Annotated in this window: 19 protein-coding genes and 2 pseudogenes; 12 read left to right on the top strand and 9 right to left on the bottom strand. The window is 64.0% G+C overall.

Annotated features, from left to right (window positions below; genetic code table 11):
* Positions 1–85 precede the first annotated feature (85 nt).
* Positions 86–556 (top strand): hypothetical protein, encoded by a 471-nt coding sequence (locus tag B1A87_RS07315; protein WP_078029498.1) that lies wholly within the window; start codon positions 86–88, stop codon positions 554–556.
* A gap of 407 nt (positions 557–963) precedes the next feature.
* Here B1A87_RS07315 and B1A87_RS22900 read toward each other — a convergent pair whose 3' ends face one another.
* Complete coding sequence (locus B1A87_RS22900; protein ID WP_185982270.1) at positions 964–1,110, bottom strand: hypothetical protein; 147 nt, start codon at positions 1,108–1,110, stop codon at positions 964–966.
* An 84-nt stretch (positions 1,111–1,194) separates the two neighbouring features.
* Between B1A87_RS22900 and B1A87_RS07310 the strand changes: the two genes are divergently transcribed.
* Together B1A87_RS07310 and B1A87_RS07305 are read left to right on the top strand one after the other, a co-directional pair.
* Entirely contained in the window at positions 1,195–1,419 is a 225-nt protein-coding gene (locus tag B1A87_RS07310; RefSeq protein ID WP_139362907.1) for a hypothetical protein, read from the top strand.
* A gap of 359 nt (positions 1,420–1,778) precedes the next feature.
* A complete protein-coding gene (locus B1A87_RS07305; protein WP_078029596.1) occupies positions 1,779–3,110 on the top strand; it encodes a hypothetical protein in 1,332 nt (443 codons plus the stop codon).
* 98 nt (positions 3,111–3,208) lie between these two features.
* On the opposite strand, the gene B1A87_RS07300 is transcribed toward B1A87_RS07305, so the two are convergent.
* Positions 3,209–3,598 carry a hypothetical protein gene (locus B1A87_RS07300; protein ID WP_144275745.1) on the bottom strand — a complete coding sequence of 130 codons (390 nt, stop codon included), beginning with the start codon at positions 3,596–3,598 and terminating at the stop codon, positions 3,209–3,211.
* Positions 3,544–3,864, bottom strand: coding sequence for a hypothetical protein (locus B1A87_RS07295; RefSeq protein WP_144275744.1), 321 nt, complete (start codon positions 3,862–3,864; stop codon positions 3,544–3,546). The genes B1A87_RS07300 and B1A87_RS07295 overlap by 55 nt, the downstream gene beginning before the upstream one ends.
* Before the next feature lie 75 nt (positions 3,865–3,939).
* Here B1A87_RS07295 and B1A87_RS07290 point away from each other — a divergent pair, with 75 nt between their 5' ends.
* The 3 genes from B1A87_RS07290 (at position 3,940) to B1A87_RS07280 (ending at position 6,376) form a co-directional block, all read left to right on the top strand.
* Positions 3,940–4,779, top strand: coding sequence for a hypothetical protein (locus B1A87_RS07290; RefSeq protein WP_078029502.1), 840 nt, complete (start codon positions 3,940–3,942; stop codon positions 4,777–4,779).
* 204 nt (positions 4,780–4,983) lie between these two features.
* Positions 4,984–5,400, top strand: a complete 417-nt coding sequence (locus B1A87_RS07285; protein WP_078029503.1) for a hypothetical protein — start codon at positions 4,984–4,986, stop codon at positions 5,398–5,400.
* 460 nt (positions 5,401–5,860) lie between these two features.
* Positions 5,861–6,376, top strand: a complete 516-nt coding sequence (locus B1A87_RS07280; RefSeq protein ID WP_260680736.1) for an Ltp family lipoprotein — start codon at positions 5,861–5,863, stop codon at positions 6,374–6,376.
* Between the two features lie 89 nt (positions 6,377–6,465).
* On the opposite strand, the gene B1A87_RS07275 is transcribed toward B1A87_RS07280, so the two are convergent.
* The gene (locus B1A87_RS07275) at positions 6,466–6,756 is read right to left on the bottom strand and encodes a helicase associated domain-containing protein (protein ID WP_185982269.1); all 291 of its coding nucleotides are present in this window, start codon (positions 6,754–6,756) and stop codon (positions 6,466–6,468) included.
* A 966-nt stretch (positions 6,757–7,722) separates the two neighbouring features.
* Positions 7,723–8,157: a hypothetical protein gene (locus B1A87_RS07265; RefSeq protein ID WP_078029506.1), complete on the bottom strand. Its 435-nt coding sequence runs from the start codon at positions 8,155–8,157 to the stop codon at positions 7,723–7,725.
* A 117-nt stretch (positions 8,158–8,274) separates the two neighbouring features.
* On the opposite strand from B1A87_RS07265, the gene B1A87_RS07260 reads away from it, so the two are divergent.
* From B1A87_RS07260 to B1A87_RS07245, 4 genes are all read left to right on the top strand, one after another.
* Complete coding sequence (locus tag B1A87_RS07260; protein WP_221937552.1) at positions 8,275–8,556, top strand: type II toxin-antitoxin system Phd/YefM family antitoxin; 282 nt, start codon at positions 8,275–8,277, stop codon at positions 8,554–8,556.
* Entirely contained in the window at positions 8,553–8,822 is a 270-nt protein-coding gene (locus B1A87_RS07255; protein ID WP_078029507.1) for a type II toxin-antitoxin system RelE/ParE family toxin, read from the top strand. The genes B1A87_RS07260 and B1A87_RS07255 overlap by 4 nt, the downstream gene beginning before the upstream one ends.
* 52 nt (positions 8,823–8,874) lie before the next feature.
* Positions 8,875–9,228, top strand: coding sequence for a hypothetical protein (locus tag B1A87_RS07250; RefSeq protein WP_078029508.1), 354 nt, complete (start codon positions 8,875–8,877; stop codon positions 9,226–9,228).
* A 117-nt stretch (positions 9,229–9,345) separates the two neighbouring features.
* Complete coding sequence (locus B1A87_RS07245; protein WP_078029509.1) at positions 9,346–10,176, top strand: hypothetical protein; 831 nt, start codon at positions 9,346–9,348, stop codon at positions 10,174–10,176.
* A 213-nt stretch (positions 10,177–10,389) separates the two neighbouring features.
* On the opposite strand, the pseudogene B1A87_RS07240 reads toward B1A87_RS07245, so the two are convergent.
* Positions 10,390–10,650, bottom strand: a pseudogene (locus tag B1A87_RS07240) (integrase core domain-containing protein); the annotation flags it as partial.
* Positions 10,651–10,725: 75 nt separating this feature from the next.
* On the opposite strand from B1A87_RS07240, the gene istA reads away from it, so the two are divergent.
* Together istA and istB are read left to right on the top strand one after the other, a co-directional pair.
* The gene (istA, locus tag B1A87_RS07235) at positions 10,726–11,940 is read left to right on the top strand and encodes an IS21 family transposase (RefSeq protein WP_139362909.1); all 1,215 of its coding nucleotides are present in this window, start codon (positions 10,726–10,728) and stop codon (positions 11,938–11,940) included.
* A pseudogene (gene istB / locus B1A87_RS23710) lies at positions 11,940–12,619 on the top strand (IS21-like element helper ATPase IstB); the annotation flags it as partial. The gene istA and the pseudogene istB, both read left to right, overlap by 1 nt.
* 114 nt (positions 12,620–12,733) lie before the next feature.
* Here istB and B1A87_RS07225 read toward each other — a convergent pair.
* From B1A87_RS07225 to B1A87_RS07215, 3 genes are all read right to left on the bottom strand, one after another.
* Positions 12,734–13,525, bottom strand: coding sequence for a DDE-type integrase/transposase/recombinase (locus tag B1A87_RS07225; RefSeq protein WP_078029511.1), 792 nt, complete (start codon positions 13,523–13,525; stop codon positions 12,734–12,736).
* 128 nt (positions 13,526–13,653) lie between these two features.
* Positions 13,654–14,151, bottom strand: coding sequence for a hypothetical protein (locus tag B1A87_RS07220; RefSeq protein ID WP_078029599.1), 498 nt, complete (start codon positions 14,149–14,151; stop codon positions 13,654–13,656).
* Positions 14,152–15,249: 1,098 nt separating this feature from the next.
* Entirely contained in the window at positions 15,250–16,341 is a 1,092-nt protein-coding gene (locus tag B1A87_RS07215) for an EcsC family protein (RefSeq protein WP_260680735.1), read from the bottom strand.
* Between the last annotated feature and the right edge of the window lie 46 nt (positions 16,342–16,387).

Here is a 16,387-nt window from a genome sequence, read left to right as displayed (position 1 = left end):
TTTGCCCTCATGCGAAGGCGCCGAAGTCAGGGACTTGTCCCGTAGCTCTGGGGGGACAATCAGAAAGCTACAAAGGAGGATCTTCATGAAACGCTGGCTCGCTCCCTTGGCCATCGCAGCAGGACTCGCCACAGGCGCCGGTCCGGCTGTCGCCGCCGCCACTCCCGTTCCGGTCGATGTAACATTCACCCAACCCTGTCCAACCTTCGATGCCACACTTCACGCCACGGGCAAGGGAGGAACCATCGTCCTACCAGGTGACCGGCTTACGTTCACCGGTCCCAACCTGAGGGTCACTATCACAGGTCCCACCGGGAAGTCGGTCAGCTATGTCATCACCGGGGCGACCCACGTTCAGATCCTGCCCGACGGCAGCCAGAACGTCACTGCGACCGGACGGAATGTCATCCTGGTTCCTCAGGCCAACGGGCATCAGGCCGGGCTGTTCCTAACGGTCGGCACCGTCAGCTGGAAACTCAATCCCGACGGATCGGAAAATACACTGTTTTCAGGCAAGGGCCTGGTGACCGACGTCTGCCAATTGGTAGCGCCGTAACCCCGACAAACGCAGGGCGCCCCCCAATCCCGCACCAGGTTGGGGGGCACCCTTCCGTCCGAGGCTTCCAATCGTCGGCGCCAAAGGTTGAACGCCCACTTGCTGACAGCTGTTGAAGTCGGGCAGCTCCATCCGGAGGCGCCGCATGAAGCCCCTTCCCAATCCGTTTCGGTGTCTCGAAACCTCTGCGCCTTGAAACCATGGCCGGACGGACTAATCGTGCTCGGAGTCGGTTGGATGCCCTCAGAGAGCATCTGGTCCGCGCCGACGCCGAACTCGCAGCCACCGGAGCTGGTACTGGGAGCCGGCAGCGGCCTGTCGGGCCCGGCGTTGCACCACTCTCCAAATGAGCAACGCGGCGGCCGAAGTTGACCGCTGGGTGCCTTTTTTTCAGGGACTGACGAGGCTTACTGGCGCTCAATCCAGGAGAAAAAGTCTTCCTTCGAGGAAAACGTGCGGTCACGCGTCCTCGTCGTTCCATTGTTGTCGTCGACCGATGCTTTCTTCATGCTGCCGTCAGGATGGATGAAACCATAAGCGTTCAAGTGGCTCATGGGCTCGATCCATACGCCCTGTGTCATTTGCGCCTCCCCAATCCAGATTTGATGCCGGAGATCGGAGAGTAACCCGTGGGCCACATGGTCCAGACGCTCACCGCCGCACGCACCGAACCAGGCCGGGGCGACCTTGCGGTTCTCGACGACATCAAGTTCATCCAGCCGAATCCACGAGTGTCCGGTGCGATAGTGGCGTCGATGCCGGGCCCGAGTACAAGGCAGATGCGTTCCTTGCCCGGCGATCTGAAGCGGGAGGTTCGCGGCAACCTCTGCGGCTTCAGCGAGATGACCGGCGTGCGCCCCTGATGCTATGAAATGTGTTTGCCGGTGGAGGACAGCAGCACCTCAACTTGTCCCTTCATATGAGGGGGAACAGCAGTGTGCCTTTAAGGTCTTCCCGAGCTCATCCATCATTCCGGCGGGCTGTCTGCCCCGGTGCCGCCCGGTCTGCCCTGGCGGGTGGCGACGATGGAGCTGATGATGTCCCGGACTCCGTTTATCGGCAGCTGACAACCGACAACCGGCGCATCATCAGATTCCATGTGGCTGCGCCAGCGGACCCCGCATCAACCGGGTTTTGGCTTTCTGCAGGCTTCTTCTAGGGCCGTGGAAATACGCTTCCCCTAGCCGGGCGCATGCGGCGTCCCAAAGAGACGGAGAAATTCATGCGCAGAATTATCAGGTCCCGCTATGCTGCCGTGCTCATGGCCTTCATGTTGGCCAGCCTGTTTTTCGACGGCACGGCCGCACCAGCGTCAGCAGCGAGCATCACCTACTTCCTCAGCGCCGCGGGTAGCGACAGCAACTCAGGAACGTCCAGCGCAACGCCCTGGAAAACCCTCGGCAAGCTCAATACGGCGGTTCTCCAGCCCGGCGACACCGTCAGCCTCCGCAGGGGCGACACCTTCACCGGGGGACTGATTACGGGCCAGAGCGGGACCGCCACCGCGCCGATCACCGTGAACGGCTACGGAACCGGCGCCGCCCCCGCTATCACCGGCGGCAAGTCCGGAAACTGCGTTCGGATCAACGGAAATTTCACGGTCGTCGACGGTCTCCGTGCTGTCTCCTGCGGCTACGCGGGCTTCAGTATCACCGGCGACCGGGACACCGTGCAGAACTCGAGCGCGTCCAAGAACGCCGCAGGCATCAAAATCGGCACCGGCTCCGATTTCGGCAGATACGCCGGCAATACGCTCACGGACAACAACATCATGAACGTGAACACGCAGGGGACCAACTGCGGGACCGCCCAGGCCGTCAATTGCAGCGATGATTCAGGCGCTTTTGGCATCCTCATCAACGGCAACGACAACGAGGTCACCGCCAACACCGTCACCGGCTCGGCCGCCGCGTCATTCGACTTCGTCCTCGACGGCGGCGCCATCGAGATTTTCAACGGCAACCGGAACAACATCCATCACAACATCGCCCTCGACGACAACAGCTTCTCCGAAATCGGACGCTCATCGGGCACAGCCGATGGGAACACCTACCGGTACAACCTCGTCCGTTCAACATGCGGAACCAACTGTTCGCAAGCCAAAGGCCTCGTCGCCCGCGGTCCCAGCACCAGCTTCGGACCGACCAACAGCACCGTCTTTGAATTCAACACCGTCTACCTGACCGGTCCACAGTCACAGGCAGTCGTTTGCCATGCCCAGTGCCCCGCCTCGACCGTCATCAGGGGGAACATCCTGGTGGGTGTCAAGAACTCACTCTGGATCAACGGCTCAGGCTGGACCGAGAAAGAAAACGTGTTCACTGGTCCGATCAACGTCACTCCGAGCCCGACTTCGCGGCGGTTACCCTCAGCGGGTTTCGTGACCACCGGAACCGACTTCCGCCTGACAGCCGCCAGCGCAGCCGTCGACCTCACCTCCTCCACCAGCTCCGCCCTTGACCTGGATGGCCGACCCGTGCCCCAGGACGGCAACTGCAACGGAACGGCCACAGCAGACGCCGGCGCCTACGAATACGACTCACCAAACTGCTGAAGCCAACCGCCGCACCTCAATTCAAGAACGGCAGATTCTCTTGGGTCCGGACAGATGATTGCCCAGTCGGGGCATCATCTGTCAGGAACGGGTCGTCGTCACTCTGCCCCGTTTCCGTCCCACGCGCCACCCGGGCATGGCGGAGTCCAGGGCTTCGAGCTTACCCGCATCGAGCTCGCCGCTGCGGGCCTTGAAGCGCTGGGAGTGAGATGTGTATAAGAGACACCCAGCTCGTGCTCTTCTCCGGTGATGGTGGCCTTGTGCCGCGGCCAGTTGTTACCGGCCGCCCGGTAGGCGATCAGGGCGGTGAGCCGCGCCTGCCACCGGGCCTCGTCGGCCTCGGCGCGCGGCGTGCCCTCCCAGCCGGGCAGAACCGCCAGGCCCTCACGGAACGCAGGGGCAAGTGTCCCGGCCCGCTGTCTCTTATACACATCTAGATGTGTATAAGAGACAGGGTCCGCTCCGAGGTGCTCTCCGCGTTCCGGCACGGGTAGCGTCCCGTCTCCTGGACCATGGTCACCAGCTGGTACATGCGCTCCCGGCCCTGGGCCGTCACCCGCGAGGCTCCATTGCCGGTGGCCTCCTCGTGCGCTGCCCGGAGCAAAGGATCGGCCGCGCACGCGATGCGCAAGTGGTAGCCGACCGTCGACGCAGGGACGCCGGCCAGCGCCGCGATCTTGCGCCGGCTGAGGCCGCCCCGGTACATCAGCACCCACTCCGGATTCGGAGCCGCATCCTGTCTCGTAGTCGCCACGGCATCCATCCTGCCAAACCATCCGTGGAATGCCGTTAGGGTCGTGGCAAGAACGGTATTAAGGGGGCTGGACTAATGACGGACGACAATGCAAGGCACAAGCGGCACCGGTGGCTCATGGGGGCATTCCTGCTCATGGGGCTCTTGGTCGCGATTCCAGCCGGTGAGATCGCCCTTGGCATGATCAGCCAGGCCGTCGGGCGCACCACGATGGCAACGAACCCCGACGGCACGCAGCGGACGGTGTACTGGCGCGACTACCCGGGCATTGCCGGCGTCGATCCGCAGAAGACCCTCGACGGCCCCACCCCGGAGGAGGGGTACGCTGCCGGGCAGGGAATGGTGGGAGAGCTCCGGTCAGCACTCAGCAAGGAGCTTCAGCTCGAGTGGGCAGCCGGGCAGCAAGGGCAGAGTGACGCTGACGTGTTTCAGGAAAGAACCACGAATTGGTTTGGCGGGGAATCGCTGCTGGCGATCGTGAACGCGCCGACCTCCCAAAGCACCGGCGTGCCCCGGGCCTGGGGGGACAAGCAGCGGGCGATCCAAATCATCGGGAAGGTAACCGCTAGATACGGGTACGAGGCGCCCAGGCTGGATACATACGACCTCTGGTCTGATGAGGACCGAATCCGTGAACTGGGAGGGCCCACTCCGGAGACCCAAGTGATCGTCTCCGGAAGGGCGCTGGGTCCGGCCGGGCAGTGGCTGTCCTTCACCTTCCAAGACCCGTCGAAGGACAAGGAAGGCCGGTTTGATGAACGGCTTTGGCCAACTGACGGTTCGTTCGGTCAACCCAACACGCTCATGCTGAGCTACGGCGCGAACGGGCTCCTTCACGAGGCTGACCGGGAAGAGTTCAAGAAGCGCATGGAGCCTTTCAAGGGACTCACCCTGCCCGCTCCGCTGGACAGCTAGCATGCACCCGACGACACTGAATCACCAGCAACTGATCGGACTCTTGTCCCATTCCGATCCTGGCTTTGTCGCCGGGGATTTTGCGACCAGGTCCAGGAGTGCTTCCGGGCCGGAGGGCGAGACGGGCTCTTTCCGGTACTTCCCGGGCGGTTTCTGGGAGGTAACGCTCGACGGCGGCGGCCGGTTCCTTATGGCGCCGTGGGAATGCGGTTTGAGCAGGACTCAGGGTATTTCGAGGAAGCCCCGGACAGGGGTGGCCTGCCGCCGCGTTTTCCTCCGTGGTCGCTGGTGTTGCCGCGGTACTCGACCTTCCTGGGCCGGGTAGATGATGACTGGCAGCCGGACGCCAGCCGGCCCATCGTGGAGGACAGCGGATCGCTGACCGCGGCACTGACGAATCTCGAGGACCCTCAGTACAGAGGCACCCTGACCGTCAGCACGGACACCTACACGATCACGTCGGTTGATCTGGGCCACATGCTGCAGACGCTTGCCATCCTTCCCACGGAGCCCAACAGCGAAGACCAGGCAGTATTGGATTACATCAAGGCGGCGGTCCGCCGCGCCGGGGAGTTGTCCAGCGGTGCGCCCCCCGGCAGGCCTACGTCCTGCGGCATGTGAAAGTCAGCCTCCGCAGCGGTCCGACCTCGGGCGTTTGTCCGGTAACGTGACCGGGCCTGACCTGACGGCGTGCTGCTTGCGGCTACGACGAGCCAGAGGTGGGACGGATCAGTGCTTTTCTCGGCCTTACGTGGTTGTCCGCCGGCTCCGGGTGCAAGGGGGGAATGCGTTCCGGACGCGGCGATCTGAAGCTGCGGTTCGCGGATACCTGTGCTTCAGCGACAAGACCAGTGTGCGCCAGGCACACTATGAAATCCGGGGGCAGACCTGAGAGCAGGAGCACACTTAGACCCCCTATGTGAGGGGTCTTCAAGGTTTTCCCAAGGTGCGGATGCTGCTCTCATTTAGAGCGCTCCTGCTCAGGGAACGGACGACGTTCGTAACGATCGGCGCAGACCCTTCGTATGGTCCAGGAACGCGTGGAGCACGCTAGCCGGCCTCAATACAAACCTACATACAGGTGAATGACAACCAGCGGCGGGCGGCAATCGCCAGCCTCTCTGCAGGAAATGAAAGGCAGCTGGAAATGAAAAAAACACTCCTAACCGCGGTAGTGGGCGGCGCATTCATCCTCGGGGTGACTGCTGGATGCGGCGGCGTTACGGAGGATACGGCGACGCCGTCCGTTGCCCCCTCTGCGGCTCCATCCGCCGCACCGCCGGCCAAAAAAGCGCCGGCCGATACGCGGACCCCCGGACAGAAAAACGCCCAGCGCGCTGCCGAGAGCTACCTCGCCACGGCGCCATTCTCGCGTACCGGCCTGATAAAGCAGCTGGAGTTCGAAAAATACTCCAAGGCGGATGCCACATGGGCGGTGGAGCACGTCAAGGTCAACTGGAATGAGCAGGCGGCGAAATCTGCGAAGTCGTACCTGGAAACTCAGGCCTTCTCCCGTGATGGCTTGATCCAGCAGTTGACGTTTGAAGGATTCACGGCGGCTGAGGCCAAATATGGGGTGGATAAGGCTGGGCTGTGAACAGGAGGGCCGCGGGTGCGAGTTGCGCCGCGCCTTCGAAATGCGCTAGACACGGCATAGGGAACCCGCCACCGCTTGGAGCAGGTCACCTATGGCACGTTGACAGGTTTCCTTCCTAGCTTCCGGCCTTCCCGCCAACCAGGCAGGGCCTTGTCCAGTGCCCGCACCTTGGCTTCGTCCAATTCGCCGCGGTGCAGCTTGGCCCGTTGGTAGTGCAGCCAGACACCGAGGTCATGCTCCAGTCCTTCCACGAACGCTTTGTGCCGGGGCCAGTCATTGCCGGCAGACCGGTACTCGACCAGCGCAGCGAGCCGTTCCGCCCATCTGGCCTCGCCAGCCTCTGCCCGCGATGGCGTCTGCCAGCTGGACAGCTCCGCCAAAGCGTCACCGTAAGCCCGGGCGAGCGTCCCGTCCCGGGAGTCCTCCCGGCGCCGCTGCAGCCACGCCGCAAGGTCCGCTCAATGAGCGTTTCGCCCGTCCGGGACGGGTAGCGGCCTGTCTCCTTCACGAACGCCAGAAGTTCGCGGGTGTGGTCCAGACCCTGGGGCGTCGCTGCATGCCTGGTCTTCAGCGCCGCGGCCGCCTCATGCGCGGCATGCAGGCCCGGATCGGTGGATCGGGCGATGGTGAGGCGGTAGCCGACGGTCGACGTTGCCGCGCCGACGAGCTTCGCGATCTGGCCACGGGTCAGCCCGCCCCGGTACATCAACACCCACGCCGGGTTCGGAGCCGCATCCCGTCTCGTAGTCGCCACGGATCCATCCTGCCAGTTACCTCCCAGGCGCCATCAACTCACAACGGCCGTCGCCTGGCCAGTTCCTGTTCGGCAGCGACCCGCATCAGCCTGAAATGGCGTCTGGCCTTCGGTGCACGCCCGGTACCGGGGGCGTCAGCGGAATCCTCGTGGTCGCTTGCCCACTGACGCATCACTTCAACGCGGGCATCATCCGCGGATTTTAGGTCCCGTTCAAAATCAGACAAGGATTTCCACCACATGGTTGCCATAGACACAGCCTATTGACTCAAGGAATCCCGACACGGCTGCTCCGAGGACTGTTGCATGGGTGGTGGGGCAAGAACCGACGCCGCGCTAGCCGACCGCCCGTCCGTGCTTCGTTCAGGATCCTCCACTCGGATTAGAGCCTCCTGCCCCGACGATCCCAGTCCGCCCGCCGAGCTTCTTCCTCATCCCAGAAGTGACCGTCAGAAGCAAATACCGGGGCTACGCTTGCACCTATGAAGCCCAAGGCCATCCTCGCTACCGCACTGCTGATGGTGGTCGTTGTCGTGGCAATCATCGTGGCCTGGATTATCTGGCGCCCTGAAGTGATGGGGCTATAGGCGGCTTAGCCAGCGTCGACTATGAATCCCGTGTCCGGACGGTATATGAGGTTCCAATGATGGTCTGATGCTGTCCAGGCGTTGCCCCGCCGAGGGGCATGGCGGGCCCACTCCATGGCCTGTTCCAGCCAGGTGTCGCGCAGCGCCTTACTTATGGGAAGCCGCAGCGACGACGGGACGGCTTGGACGGACAACATCAGCGGGTATGGCTCAAAATCTGTTGAGTGGAAGTATCTTGCTTTGGCGTCTGATGGCCAGTAGACGCGAAGGACGTAGAGGTCGTCGGGGCGCAGTGTGCCCGCGCTGAAGGACAGACTGCCGACGGTGGCCCTGGCGAAGACCAGAGCCTCAGCGACTTGGTCACGGCCAACCGGATATGCCCACCCCTGGGGAAGTTTGTCGCGGTCATAGCGCTGCCACACCGCCGGCTCCTCTCTCATTCCTGAATCCTAGGTGTTGCACGCATCGAAGCCGCCCAGGTTCGGGTTGGAATTCGCCGCCCGTATGTCAGGATGAGGATCAGCAACATCGTCTCGCTGTGCGCTAGAATTGTGTACATGACCACCCTTCCGGTAGCAGAGGCCCGCTCGAGCTTTTCGCGCATTGTGGAGCAGGCATCAACCACGCATGAACGATTCGAGATCACTCGTAACGGTTCACGCGCCGCCGTGCTCCTGGGTGCCGATGATTACGATGCCCTGATTGAAACGGTCGCAGTTCTGTCCGACGCGAAGCTTGTCCAGGAGATCGGTCAAGGGATCAAAGAGCTGTCCAATGGTGAGTCTTTCACCATCGAACAGGTCCGGGCGCAAATGCGCTCAACGAAGCATGGGGCATGAGCCCGCGCTACGAGGTCAGGTTCTCCAAGTCGGCGAAACGGGCCCTAACGCATGACCTGCCCGAGAAGGTGGCAGCGGCGGCGTTTGAGTTCATCACCGGGGCCCTTAGCGAAAACCCCCACCGCGTAGGCAAGCAGCTGAAGGAACCGTTGTTCCCGCTGTATTCGGCTAGGCGGGGCGACTACCGCGTCATTTACCGGATCGAGGAGGACGTGGTCCTGGTCGAGATCGTCTCCATCGCACACCGCGGTGACGCCTACCGCTAGTCGGCTCGATCCAGCGCCAGGCTCCCTCCACCACTCGATCGAAGGAAGATACGTGACCGTTACCTGCGCTGTCGTGCGCCCGGGCGCCGACGCCTGGGCCGTCTTGCCGAAGCCGTTTTCATCCCGCAGGCAGAGGATCCTTGGCTGGCTCACGGGACTACTTGGGACCGGGTCGGCTTTTGTCACGGACCGGGGCTGGGAGTCCCTCGATGATCCTGGATGGTTCGGAGCCTTCCGTTTCATCGACATGATGGGAATTGCCGGCGTCCTCCTGGCCGTGGCGTTTTCTGTCTTCGGATGGATGCTGGGTCGAAAAGCCGTCGTAGCAGCCCCGTTAGTCCTCGCCTTCGCCGCCGTGCCCCACACGCTGGACGGCTATGCCTCGGCCCCGGTGTGGTGGCTCTAGTCTGCGGCGGGGACGGTCGTTGCGGCGCTGGTTGCTGGACGGTCATGGCGGCAGCTGGGCGCCGTTTGTGCGATGGCGCGGGCGGCAGCAACGGGGAGCACCACGGAAGTGGGGCCCGTGGCGGTTCAGGCCAGGAAGCGGGTGCTCCGGCACGGCCTCGTTGGGCCTGCGGCATCGTTGGCGGCAGCCTGCGTGGGCTGGGCCGCAACCTTCGCGGTCCTCCCTGGTGAACTGGGCCGAACGTATGGGGAACTGGGCGAGGCATCACAGTCCAGCGGCTTTGCGGCCGTGGCCGCCGGATTCAGCATCCTGGCCCTCGCCGTGATTGGCGGGCAGATTTGGCGGCTCTTCACGATGGGCCAGGTTGGGACCCGCCTCGTCTGGGAGGTCCCGGCGGGAGCCGGCTTGGCCCCGTCGTGGCCTTTCGAGGGTGAGGAGTCCGGGCTGGTAGGAACGGAGGAGGTGAGGTCGGGTGGGTGCATCTGTTTGGCGGAGTTCCGCCGCTCCTTCCCTGGCGCCGACGACCACGTCATTGAAGAGGAGGGTATCCACGCCTCGGACTACTGTCCCCTCCACGGGATCGACAGGGTCAATGGCCTCTCTCCCAAGGATTTTGCAGCGTTGGTGGGGGAATCATGGTTGTGGGATGAGCAGTCCGACCTGCCGGGACGCGCAGGCTCGGATGAGAAGCGCCTGCTGCTGTACGGGTTCGCCGGTCACGGGTTCACTGGCATACCCCTGCGGCCGCGTGCCGGACTCGTCGATGCGGCCTTCCCGGAAATCGGGCTTGCACGGGAGGGCATTTCGGAAGTTGCTGAGCCTGGCTGGGACAAGTCTGACCGTCCCGCGGCCGGGCTATTAGACACCATCGACCTGCGACCTGCCGGGTACAACGGTTTCGCGTTCCGATACCGCCACGGCCGGGCATGGTTTGAAGCAGCGAAGTGAGGGCGCCGTGCAACCCGATAATCCTCGAGCCTCCTGGACGACGCTGAGGTTGTCCGCGGTCTGGGCGAAGCGGTAGCCGGCCTCCGGTCCATGAAGCTGGTCACCGCAGTGTTCAGGGCTGCCGCGGACAGCGCTGCGCCCAGTCACCGGAGCGCCGGACGGGAGCCGTTGCCTTCCCGATACCTTGCACTCGTTGGCCGGGCCCTTGGCCTTCTAGTTGTACTGCCCAGGCAGGTTGGTTAAGCGGCTGATGGGCGGGTGGCCTCCGATTGCGGTGTGGGGCCTGTGGTGATTGTAGTGGTGCAGCCATGCCGGGAGGGCGTTTCTGCGGGCTGATTCGGTGGCGTAGAAGCGTTTGAATGCCCATCCGTCGGCCAAGGTGCGGTGGAACCGTTCGATCTTGCCGTTGGTCTGCGGACGGTATGGGCGGGTCTTCTTGACGTTGATGTTCAGCTCCCGGCAGGTGTCCCGCCAGTTGTCGGTGACGGTCGAAAACTGAGCCATTGTGACGGTTGAAAACTGAGCCACCCGTTCCAAACGATTGGGTGGGTGATCACAGTGGAGGATTGGGCGCTTATTCGGCGGTTGCATCTTGCCGAGGGTGAGTCGATGAGGTCGATAGCGGCACGTCTGGGGATTTCCCGGAACACGGTCGCGAAAGCGGTCAGCGCCCAGAGTCCGCCGACGTACGCGCGGGCGCCAAGGGACTCTTGGATCAAAGCGGTCGAGCCGGCCATACAGGCGCTGCTGAAGGAGAACCCGCGAATGCCCGCCACGGTGCTCGCGGAGCGCGTGGGCTGGACCGGGTCGCCGGCCTGGTTCCGGGAAAACGTGGCCAGGATCCGGCCGGAGTATGCACCAGCGGATCCCGCGGACCGGATCAGTTACGAACCCGGCGACCAGGCCCAGTGCGACCTGTGGTTCCCGGAGGTGCGGATACCCGTCGGGGCCGGAAAGCCAAGGATCCTACCGGTGCTGGTCATGGTGTCCTCGCATTCGCGGTTCATCATGGCCCGGATGATCCCGTCCCGCATGACCGGGGACCTGCTGGCCGGCATGTGGGACCTGATCGGGTCCCTGGGCGCGGTGCCGCGGCGGCTGATCTGGGACAACGAAACCGGCATCGGTCGCCGGAACAGCTTCGCCGCCGGGGTTCCAGCGTTCGCCGGCGTGCTCGCGACCAGGATCGTGCAGGTCAAGCCCTACGACCCGGAGAGCAAAGGAGTCGTGGAAAGGACGAACCAGTTTCTGGAAACCTCGTTCCTGCCAGGACGGTCCTTCGCTTCGCCGGAGGACTTCAACGCCCAACTCGCGCATTGGCTGCCCAAAGCCAACACCCGGATGGTCCGCCGGATTGGTGCCCGGCCCACGGAACTGCTCCCTCAGGACAAGGCGGCGATGCTGGGACTGCCTCCGCTTCCGCCGGTGACAGGGTTCGCCGCGAGGGTCAGGCTCCCACGGGATTACTACGTCCGGATGGGATCCAACGACTACTCCGTCCACCCGCAGGCCATCGGCAGGTTCGTCGAGGTCACCGCAGACCTGGACACTGTCCGCATCAGCTTGGACGGCAGAAGCGTCGGAGACCATGCCCGGTCCTGGGGCACTGGCCTGACGATCACCGATCCGGACCACGTCGACGCTGCCCGGACCCTGCGGAAAGCCTTCCAGAACCCGGTGCCTGCCGAGTCCGCCGGAGTACGGGACCTGGCCGACTACGACCGCGCTTTCGGTGTCGTCCTCGATGACGGGCAGGTCGCCTGATGCCCGAGGCCAAGGAAACCGCCGGACAGATCGAGTACTACTCCCGGGCCATGAAGGCGCCCCGTATCCGGGAAGCAGCAGCCCGGCTCGCTGACCAGGCCCGAGACGGAGGCTGGACCCATGAGGAATACCTCGCCGCGGTCCTGTCCCGGGAAGTCGCCGCCAGGGAGGCCTCCGGAGCTGAAGCCCGGGCCAGGGCCGCGGGATTCCCGGCCCGAAAATCGCTCGAGGACTCCAGCTTCGACCACCAGCCCGGCCTCAGGCGCGACACCATCGCGCACCTGGCCACGGGCGCATTCCTCAGTGAAGCATCCAACATTGTCCTGCTCGGCCCGCCCGGGACGGGCAAGACACATCTCGCTACCGGGCTCGGCCTACGTGCCACCCAACTGGGCCACCGGGTCCTTTTCGCGACCGCCATCGACTGGGTCGCCCGGCTCCAGTCCGCCCATCAGAACGGCAGACTGCCCCAAGAACTCATCAGGCTGCGCCGTTACGGGCTGATCATCGTCGACGAGGTCGGCTACATCCCTTCGAGCAGGACGCCGCGAACCTGTTCTTCCAGCTCGTCTCATCGCGCTACGAGCACGCTTCGCTGGTCCTCACCTCGAACCTGCCCTTCGCCCGCTGGGGTGACGTCTTCGGAGACCAGGTCGTGGCCTCGGCCATGATCGACCGCATCGTCCACCACGCCGAAGTCATCACCCTCAAAGGCTCAAGCTACCGACTCAAACACACCCTGGCGGACTCGTTGCCCTCGACAAGGCCGGAAAATACGGCAGAATAACCAACGTCAAAGTGGCTCAGTTTTCAACCCGCGAAATGGCTCACTTTTCGACCATCGCTGACACCAGAGGTGGGATTTGTAGGCTGAACCGTTGTCGGAGAGGACCCGCTCGACGGTGACGCCGCGGGCGGCGAACCAGGACACGGCGCGTTTCAGGACGGCGGCTGCGGTGGGCGCTGTTTCGTCGCCGTGGATCTCGGCGTAGGCGACCCTGGAATGGTCATCGATGACGGTGTGCACGTAGGAGGTGCCGATCAACCGGTTGCGGTGGCTGCTTTGCGGTTTGTCAGGTGTACCTGCCCGATTCCTGTTGCCTTCCTTCGGGCCGACGTAGCGCCAGCCGCCGCCGTCGGGAATATTGCCGAGTTTTTTCACGTCGACATGGATCATCGCCCCCGGTGTCCCGTGTTCGTAGCGGCGGATGACTTCCCCGGTGCGCTTGTCCACGTGATGCAACCGGTTCAGCCGGCAGCGCACCAGGACCGCGTGGACCGTGGAGGCGGGCATGGCCAGTTTCGCTCCGATCGCGACCGGCCCCAGCCTTTGCTTCCAGCGCAGGTGCACGACCTGGCGAACCAGTTGCGGCGGGGTCCGGTTCGCCACCCGGTGTGGGCGCGAGGATCTGTCGGTCATACCGGCTTCGCCCATAGCGGCATATCGGGCCGCCCACCGTTTGGCCGTGGGCCATGAGCAATTGAACTGTTCGGCAGCCCGAGACACCGGCCAGCCGTGGTCAATGACGAGACGCGTGACGCGTAACCGTTGGCGCGGAGTCAAAGCGGCATTAGCGTGGGACATTGAGGACCTCCTGGTCGCCTCAGCGGTTGTCTAAGCAACTCCACTGTGCAACCGGAGGTCCTCACCCATGAGTCAACGACTCCAGCGAGTCATCACATTCACCCAACCAACGTCCCTGAGCAGTACATCTAGTCGGTCAGCGGTTCCTCGCAGGCCTTGCAGTCGCGGCGCCCGCCCACGGTGTCCTCCGCGATCAGCAGCAGCCCCTCGGGGTCGCTGTCCCACTTGGCGGCCACCATCGAGCACCAGGCGGGGTGGTAGACGGCCCCTGCCCGCATCACGTACATCTGCCCGGGTCCAAGCCGCGGCGACCGGTCCATCCGGAGCCGGGTCGGCCGAACAGGGATGATCGGCCCGAGCTCCTCCGCCTTCTGGTAGGCCTGCCTGGCACTCCTGACGGTCTTGTTGGCCGATTTGCCGGAGCCGCCGGACGGCTGCGGTGCTGCAGGCGCCCGATGCGTCCGGGCGAGCTTCCTTAGCCCGCCGCCAAGGGTATTGTCGAAGCACGCCGAGCCTTTGCCGGCTCCGCAGGTCGGACAGGGGGAGCTGTTGCGCTGCAGCTTCCGCTGCCGTGTGCGGACAACACTTCCACCCAGGGATGCACCTGACTGACCTCGAAGACCCATGACCTCAATGCTACGGAGCGTTGCGGGCAGCCTGCGGAAAGGCACACGGCGCGCCTAGCCGCAAATGCAGCGGGCGGCGCCGGGCCCACTGCATTGCATCGCGAGTAGATTTGCGTCCGGAGCCAGATAGATCGGCTACGCGACGCATCAGGATGGCCGTATGGCTGTGGGGTCCGTTGCGGGCTGGTTCTGTCCAGTCCCGCTCGGGTAGGTGTGTGGTGAGGCCTATGGCTGTGGGGTCCGTTGCGGGCTGGTTCTGTCCAGTCCCGCTCGGGTAGGTGTGTGGTGAGGCCTATGGCTGTGGGGTCCGTTGCGGGCTGGTTCTGTCCAGTCCCGCTCGGGTAGGTGTGTGGTGAGGCCTATGGCTGTGGGGTCCGTTGCGGGCTGGTTCTGTCCAGTCCCGCTCGGGTAGGTGTGTGGTGAGGCCTATGGCTGTGGGGTCCGTTGCGGGCTGGTTCTGTCCAGTCCCGCTCGGGTAGGTGTGTGGTGAGGCCTATGGCTGTGGGGTCCGTTGCGGGCTGGTTCTGTCCAGTCCCGCTCGGGTAGGTGTGTGGTGAGGCCTATGGCTGCGGGGTCCGTTACGGAGGCTGGAGTCCCTGTTATCCAGTCCCGCTCGGGTAGGTCTTGTAGAAGTAGCCTAGCTGAGAGACGGATGGGAAAGCTAGTTGAGAGACCGAGCTCCCTGACGGCGCATTCGGTGCCTTGAACTCCTCGATGACTGCGCCGTTCGTCTCAAGACAAGAGTCCAGAGTGTGGCCGTAGCCGGAATCGGAGTCGGTGATGAGGTCTTTGATGTTCTCCGTTTCGGCCGGGAGATCCAGTAGCCGGACCCCGTTGTCGGAGCAGGCTCACGTTGACGGCCTCAATGACGTCTCCGTCGGCCAGTTCCGGAAACGTGTCGGCGGCGCCGGGGGAGAGGATGAGCTCGCGCCGGGAAGAGTCAAGAAGCAGGACCGGTTCGGCCTGCAGGTCGGTGGCAAACTGTCCGCCCGGCGATGGTCCCTTGGGCTGCCGGTTCGGTGATGTCATCATGTCCGACATGTGTGTGGCCTTGCACTGAAACGTCGCCGCCACGGCCCGCCTGTGACCTGCCCCGGGTCAGTGGAGGTCGGGTCCGCCCGCTTCGACGATCTCACCGATCACGCTGATGACCTCGTCAGCCTCGTCCGGGACGCCATCGGTGAACGGTGCGGATGCCTCCTCGGCCGCGAGGTGCGCGTACTTCTCGAGAAGGAATCGCTTGCGGTATTCGTTGTTTGCGACGTCAACGATCGATTCCAGCGTCGCCCAGTTAAGTGTGAATCCAATGAGGGTCCCCGCTGCAGGGATCACTTTGCCGAGCCCCTGTTTGGTCAGGCGGGTTCCGAACGCCTTCGCGAATTGCTTCGAGACCTGGGAGACCAGCGACCTGTCCAGGACGGCCCAGGTTCTGCCGCGGACGAGTGCCTGGGTGAGCCGCGAGATGTCGGCCATGGCGGCGGTCTTTGCGCTGGCCGACATCGCTGTTCCGGCGTTTACAACGGACATAATGAAGAGCTTCTCGGCAGGATCTTCCGGATCGTAGCCGTAGAGCAGCGACGTTGCGCCGACGCAGCGGGAGGAGAGGCTGAGAACAACTGCGGCGTCGCCAAAGAAGGCGCCGGCGATTACCCCTCCCGAAGGCGCTGCCGCGGCGCCGCCGGTGAGAGGGACGGCGAGTTCCCCGCCAGTGATCAGAACTCCTGCCACCGCCCCGGAGGCTGCGGCGATGATCGGGTAGCCCCATTGCGCTCCCCGTCCACGGACGGCGTCGATCTGCTGGAGGTCGAGACGGCGCAGGTCGGAAAGCAGCGCAACGTCGTGCCCGAGCTTGACGTGCTTCTTCACCATCCCTTTGGGCGAGAGCCCTACGCGGGCGATCCTTGCCGCGGTCTGCTGCGCCGATCCAAGAACTGCGCCGCCCCAGTCGGTCAGGCCGTCGGGGATGGCGTCGACGGCCTGACGGGCTTTAGTGCCGACGGTTTTGGCGCTCTTGGCAACGAAGTCGGCTCCCGGGCGGTTGGCCAGGTACTGCGTGGCGCGTCCCTTGAACTTCGTGGCGCCGTTGGTCACTTGCTCGCCGGCGCTTCTCATTCCGTTTGAAATGGGTCGGCCCTTGAACAGTTTGACGTTGCGCCACGCTTCGAGTTCGTAGGCCGAAGGTTCTGTCATTCCGTAAGTGTAGTGGCCCGGGCCGGCGGGCAGGCAACGATCCGAC

The sequence above is a fragment of the Arthrobacter sp. KBS0703 genome (genome assembly GCF_002008315.2).
Classification (GTDB): Bacteria; Actinomycetota; Actinomycetes; order Actinomycetales; family Micrococcaceae; genus Arthrobacter.
The sequence above is the reverse complement of the archived record's forward strand: the minus strand, read 5'-3'. Positions and strand labels throughout refer to the sequence as shown.

Bases quoted from the DNA above. Each gene is read 5' to 3' on its own strand.
- B1A87_RS07315 (WP_078029498.1), top strand. From the start codon at position 86: ATGAAACGCTGGCTCGCTCCCTTGGCCATCGCAGCAGGACTCGCCACA.
- B1A87_RS22900 (WP_185982270.1), bottom strand. From the start codon at position 1,110: ATGAGCCACTTGAACGCTTATGGTTTCATCCATCCTGACGGCAGCATG.
- B1A87_RS07310 (WP_139362907.1), top strand. From the start codon at position 1,195: ATGGTCCAGACGCTCACCGCCGCACGCACCGAACCAGGCCGGGGCGAC.
- B1A87_RS07305 (WP_078029596.1), top strand. From the start codon at position 1,779: ATGCGCAGAATTATCAGGTCCCGCTATGCTGCCGTGCTCATGGCCTTC.
- B1A87_RS07290 (WP_078029502.1), top strand. From the start codon at position 3,940: ATGACGGACGACAATGCAAGGCACAAGCGGCACCGGTGGCTCATGGGG.
- B1A87_RS07285 (WP_078029503.1), top strand. From the start codon at position 4,984: ATGCGGTTTGAGCAGGACTCAGGGTATTTCGAGGAAGCCCCGGACAGG.
- B1A87_RS07265 (WP_078029506.1), bottom strand. From the start codon at position 8,157: ATGAGAGAGGAGCCGGCGGTGTGGCAGCGCTATGACCGCGACAAACTT.
- B1A87_RS07260 (WP_221937552.1), top strand. From the start codon at position 8,275: ATGACCACCCTTCCGGTAGCAGAGGCCCGCTCGAGCTTTTCGCGCATT.
- B1A87_RS07255 (WP_078029507.1), top strand. From the start codon at position 8,553: ATGAGCCCGCGCTACGAGGTCAGGTTCTCCAAGTCGGCGAAACGGGCC.
- B1A87_RS07225 (WP_078029511.1), bottom strand. From the start codon at position 13,525: ATGTCCCACGCTAATGCCGCTTTGACTCCGCGCCAACGGTTACGCGTC.
- B1A87_RS07220 (WP_078029599.1), bottom strand. From the start codon at position 14,151: ATGGGTCTTCGAGGTCAGTCAGGTGCATCCCTGGGTGGAAGTGTTGTC.
- B1A87_RS07215 (WP_260680735.1), bottom strand. From the start codon at position 16,341: ATGACAGAACCTTCGGCCTACGAACTCGAAGCGTGGCGCAACGTCAAA.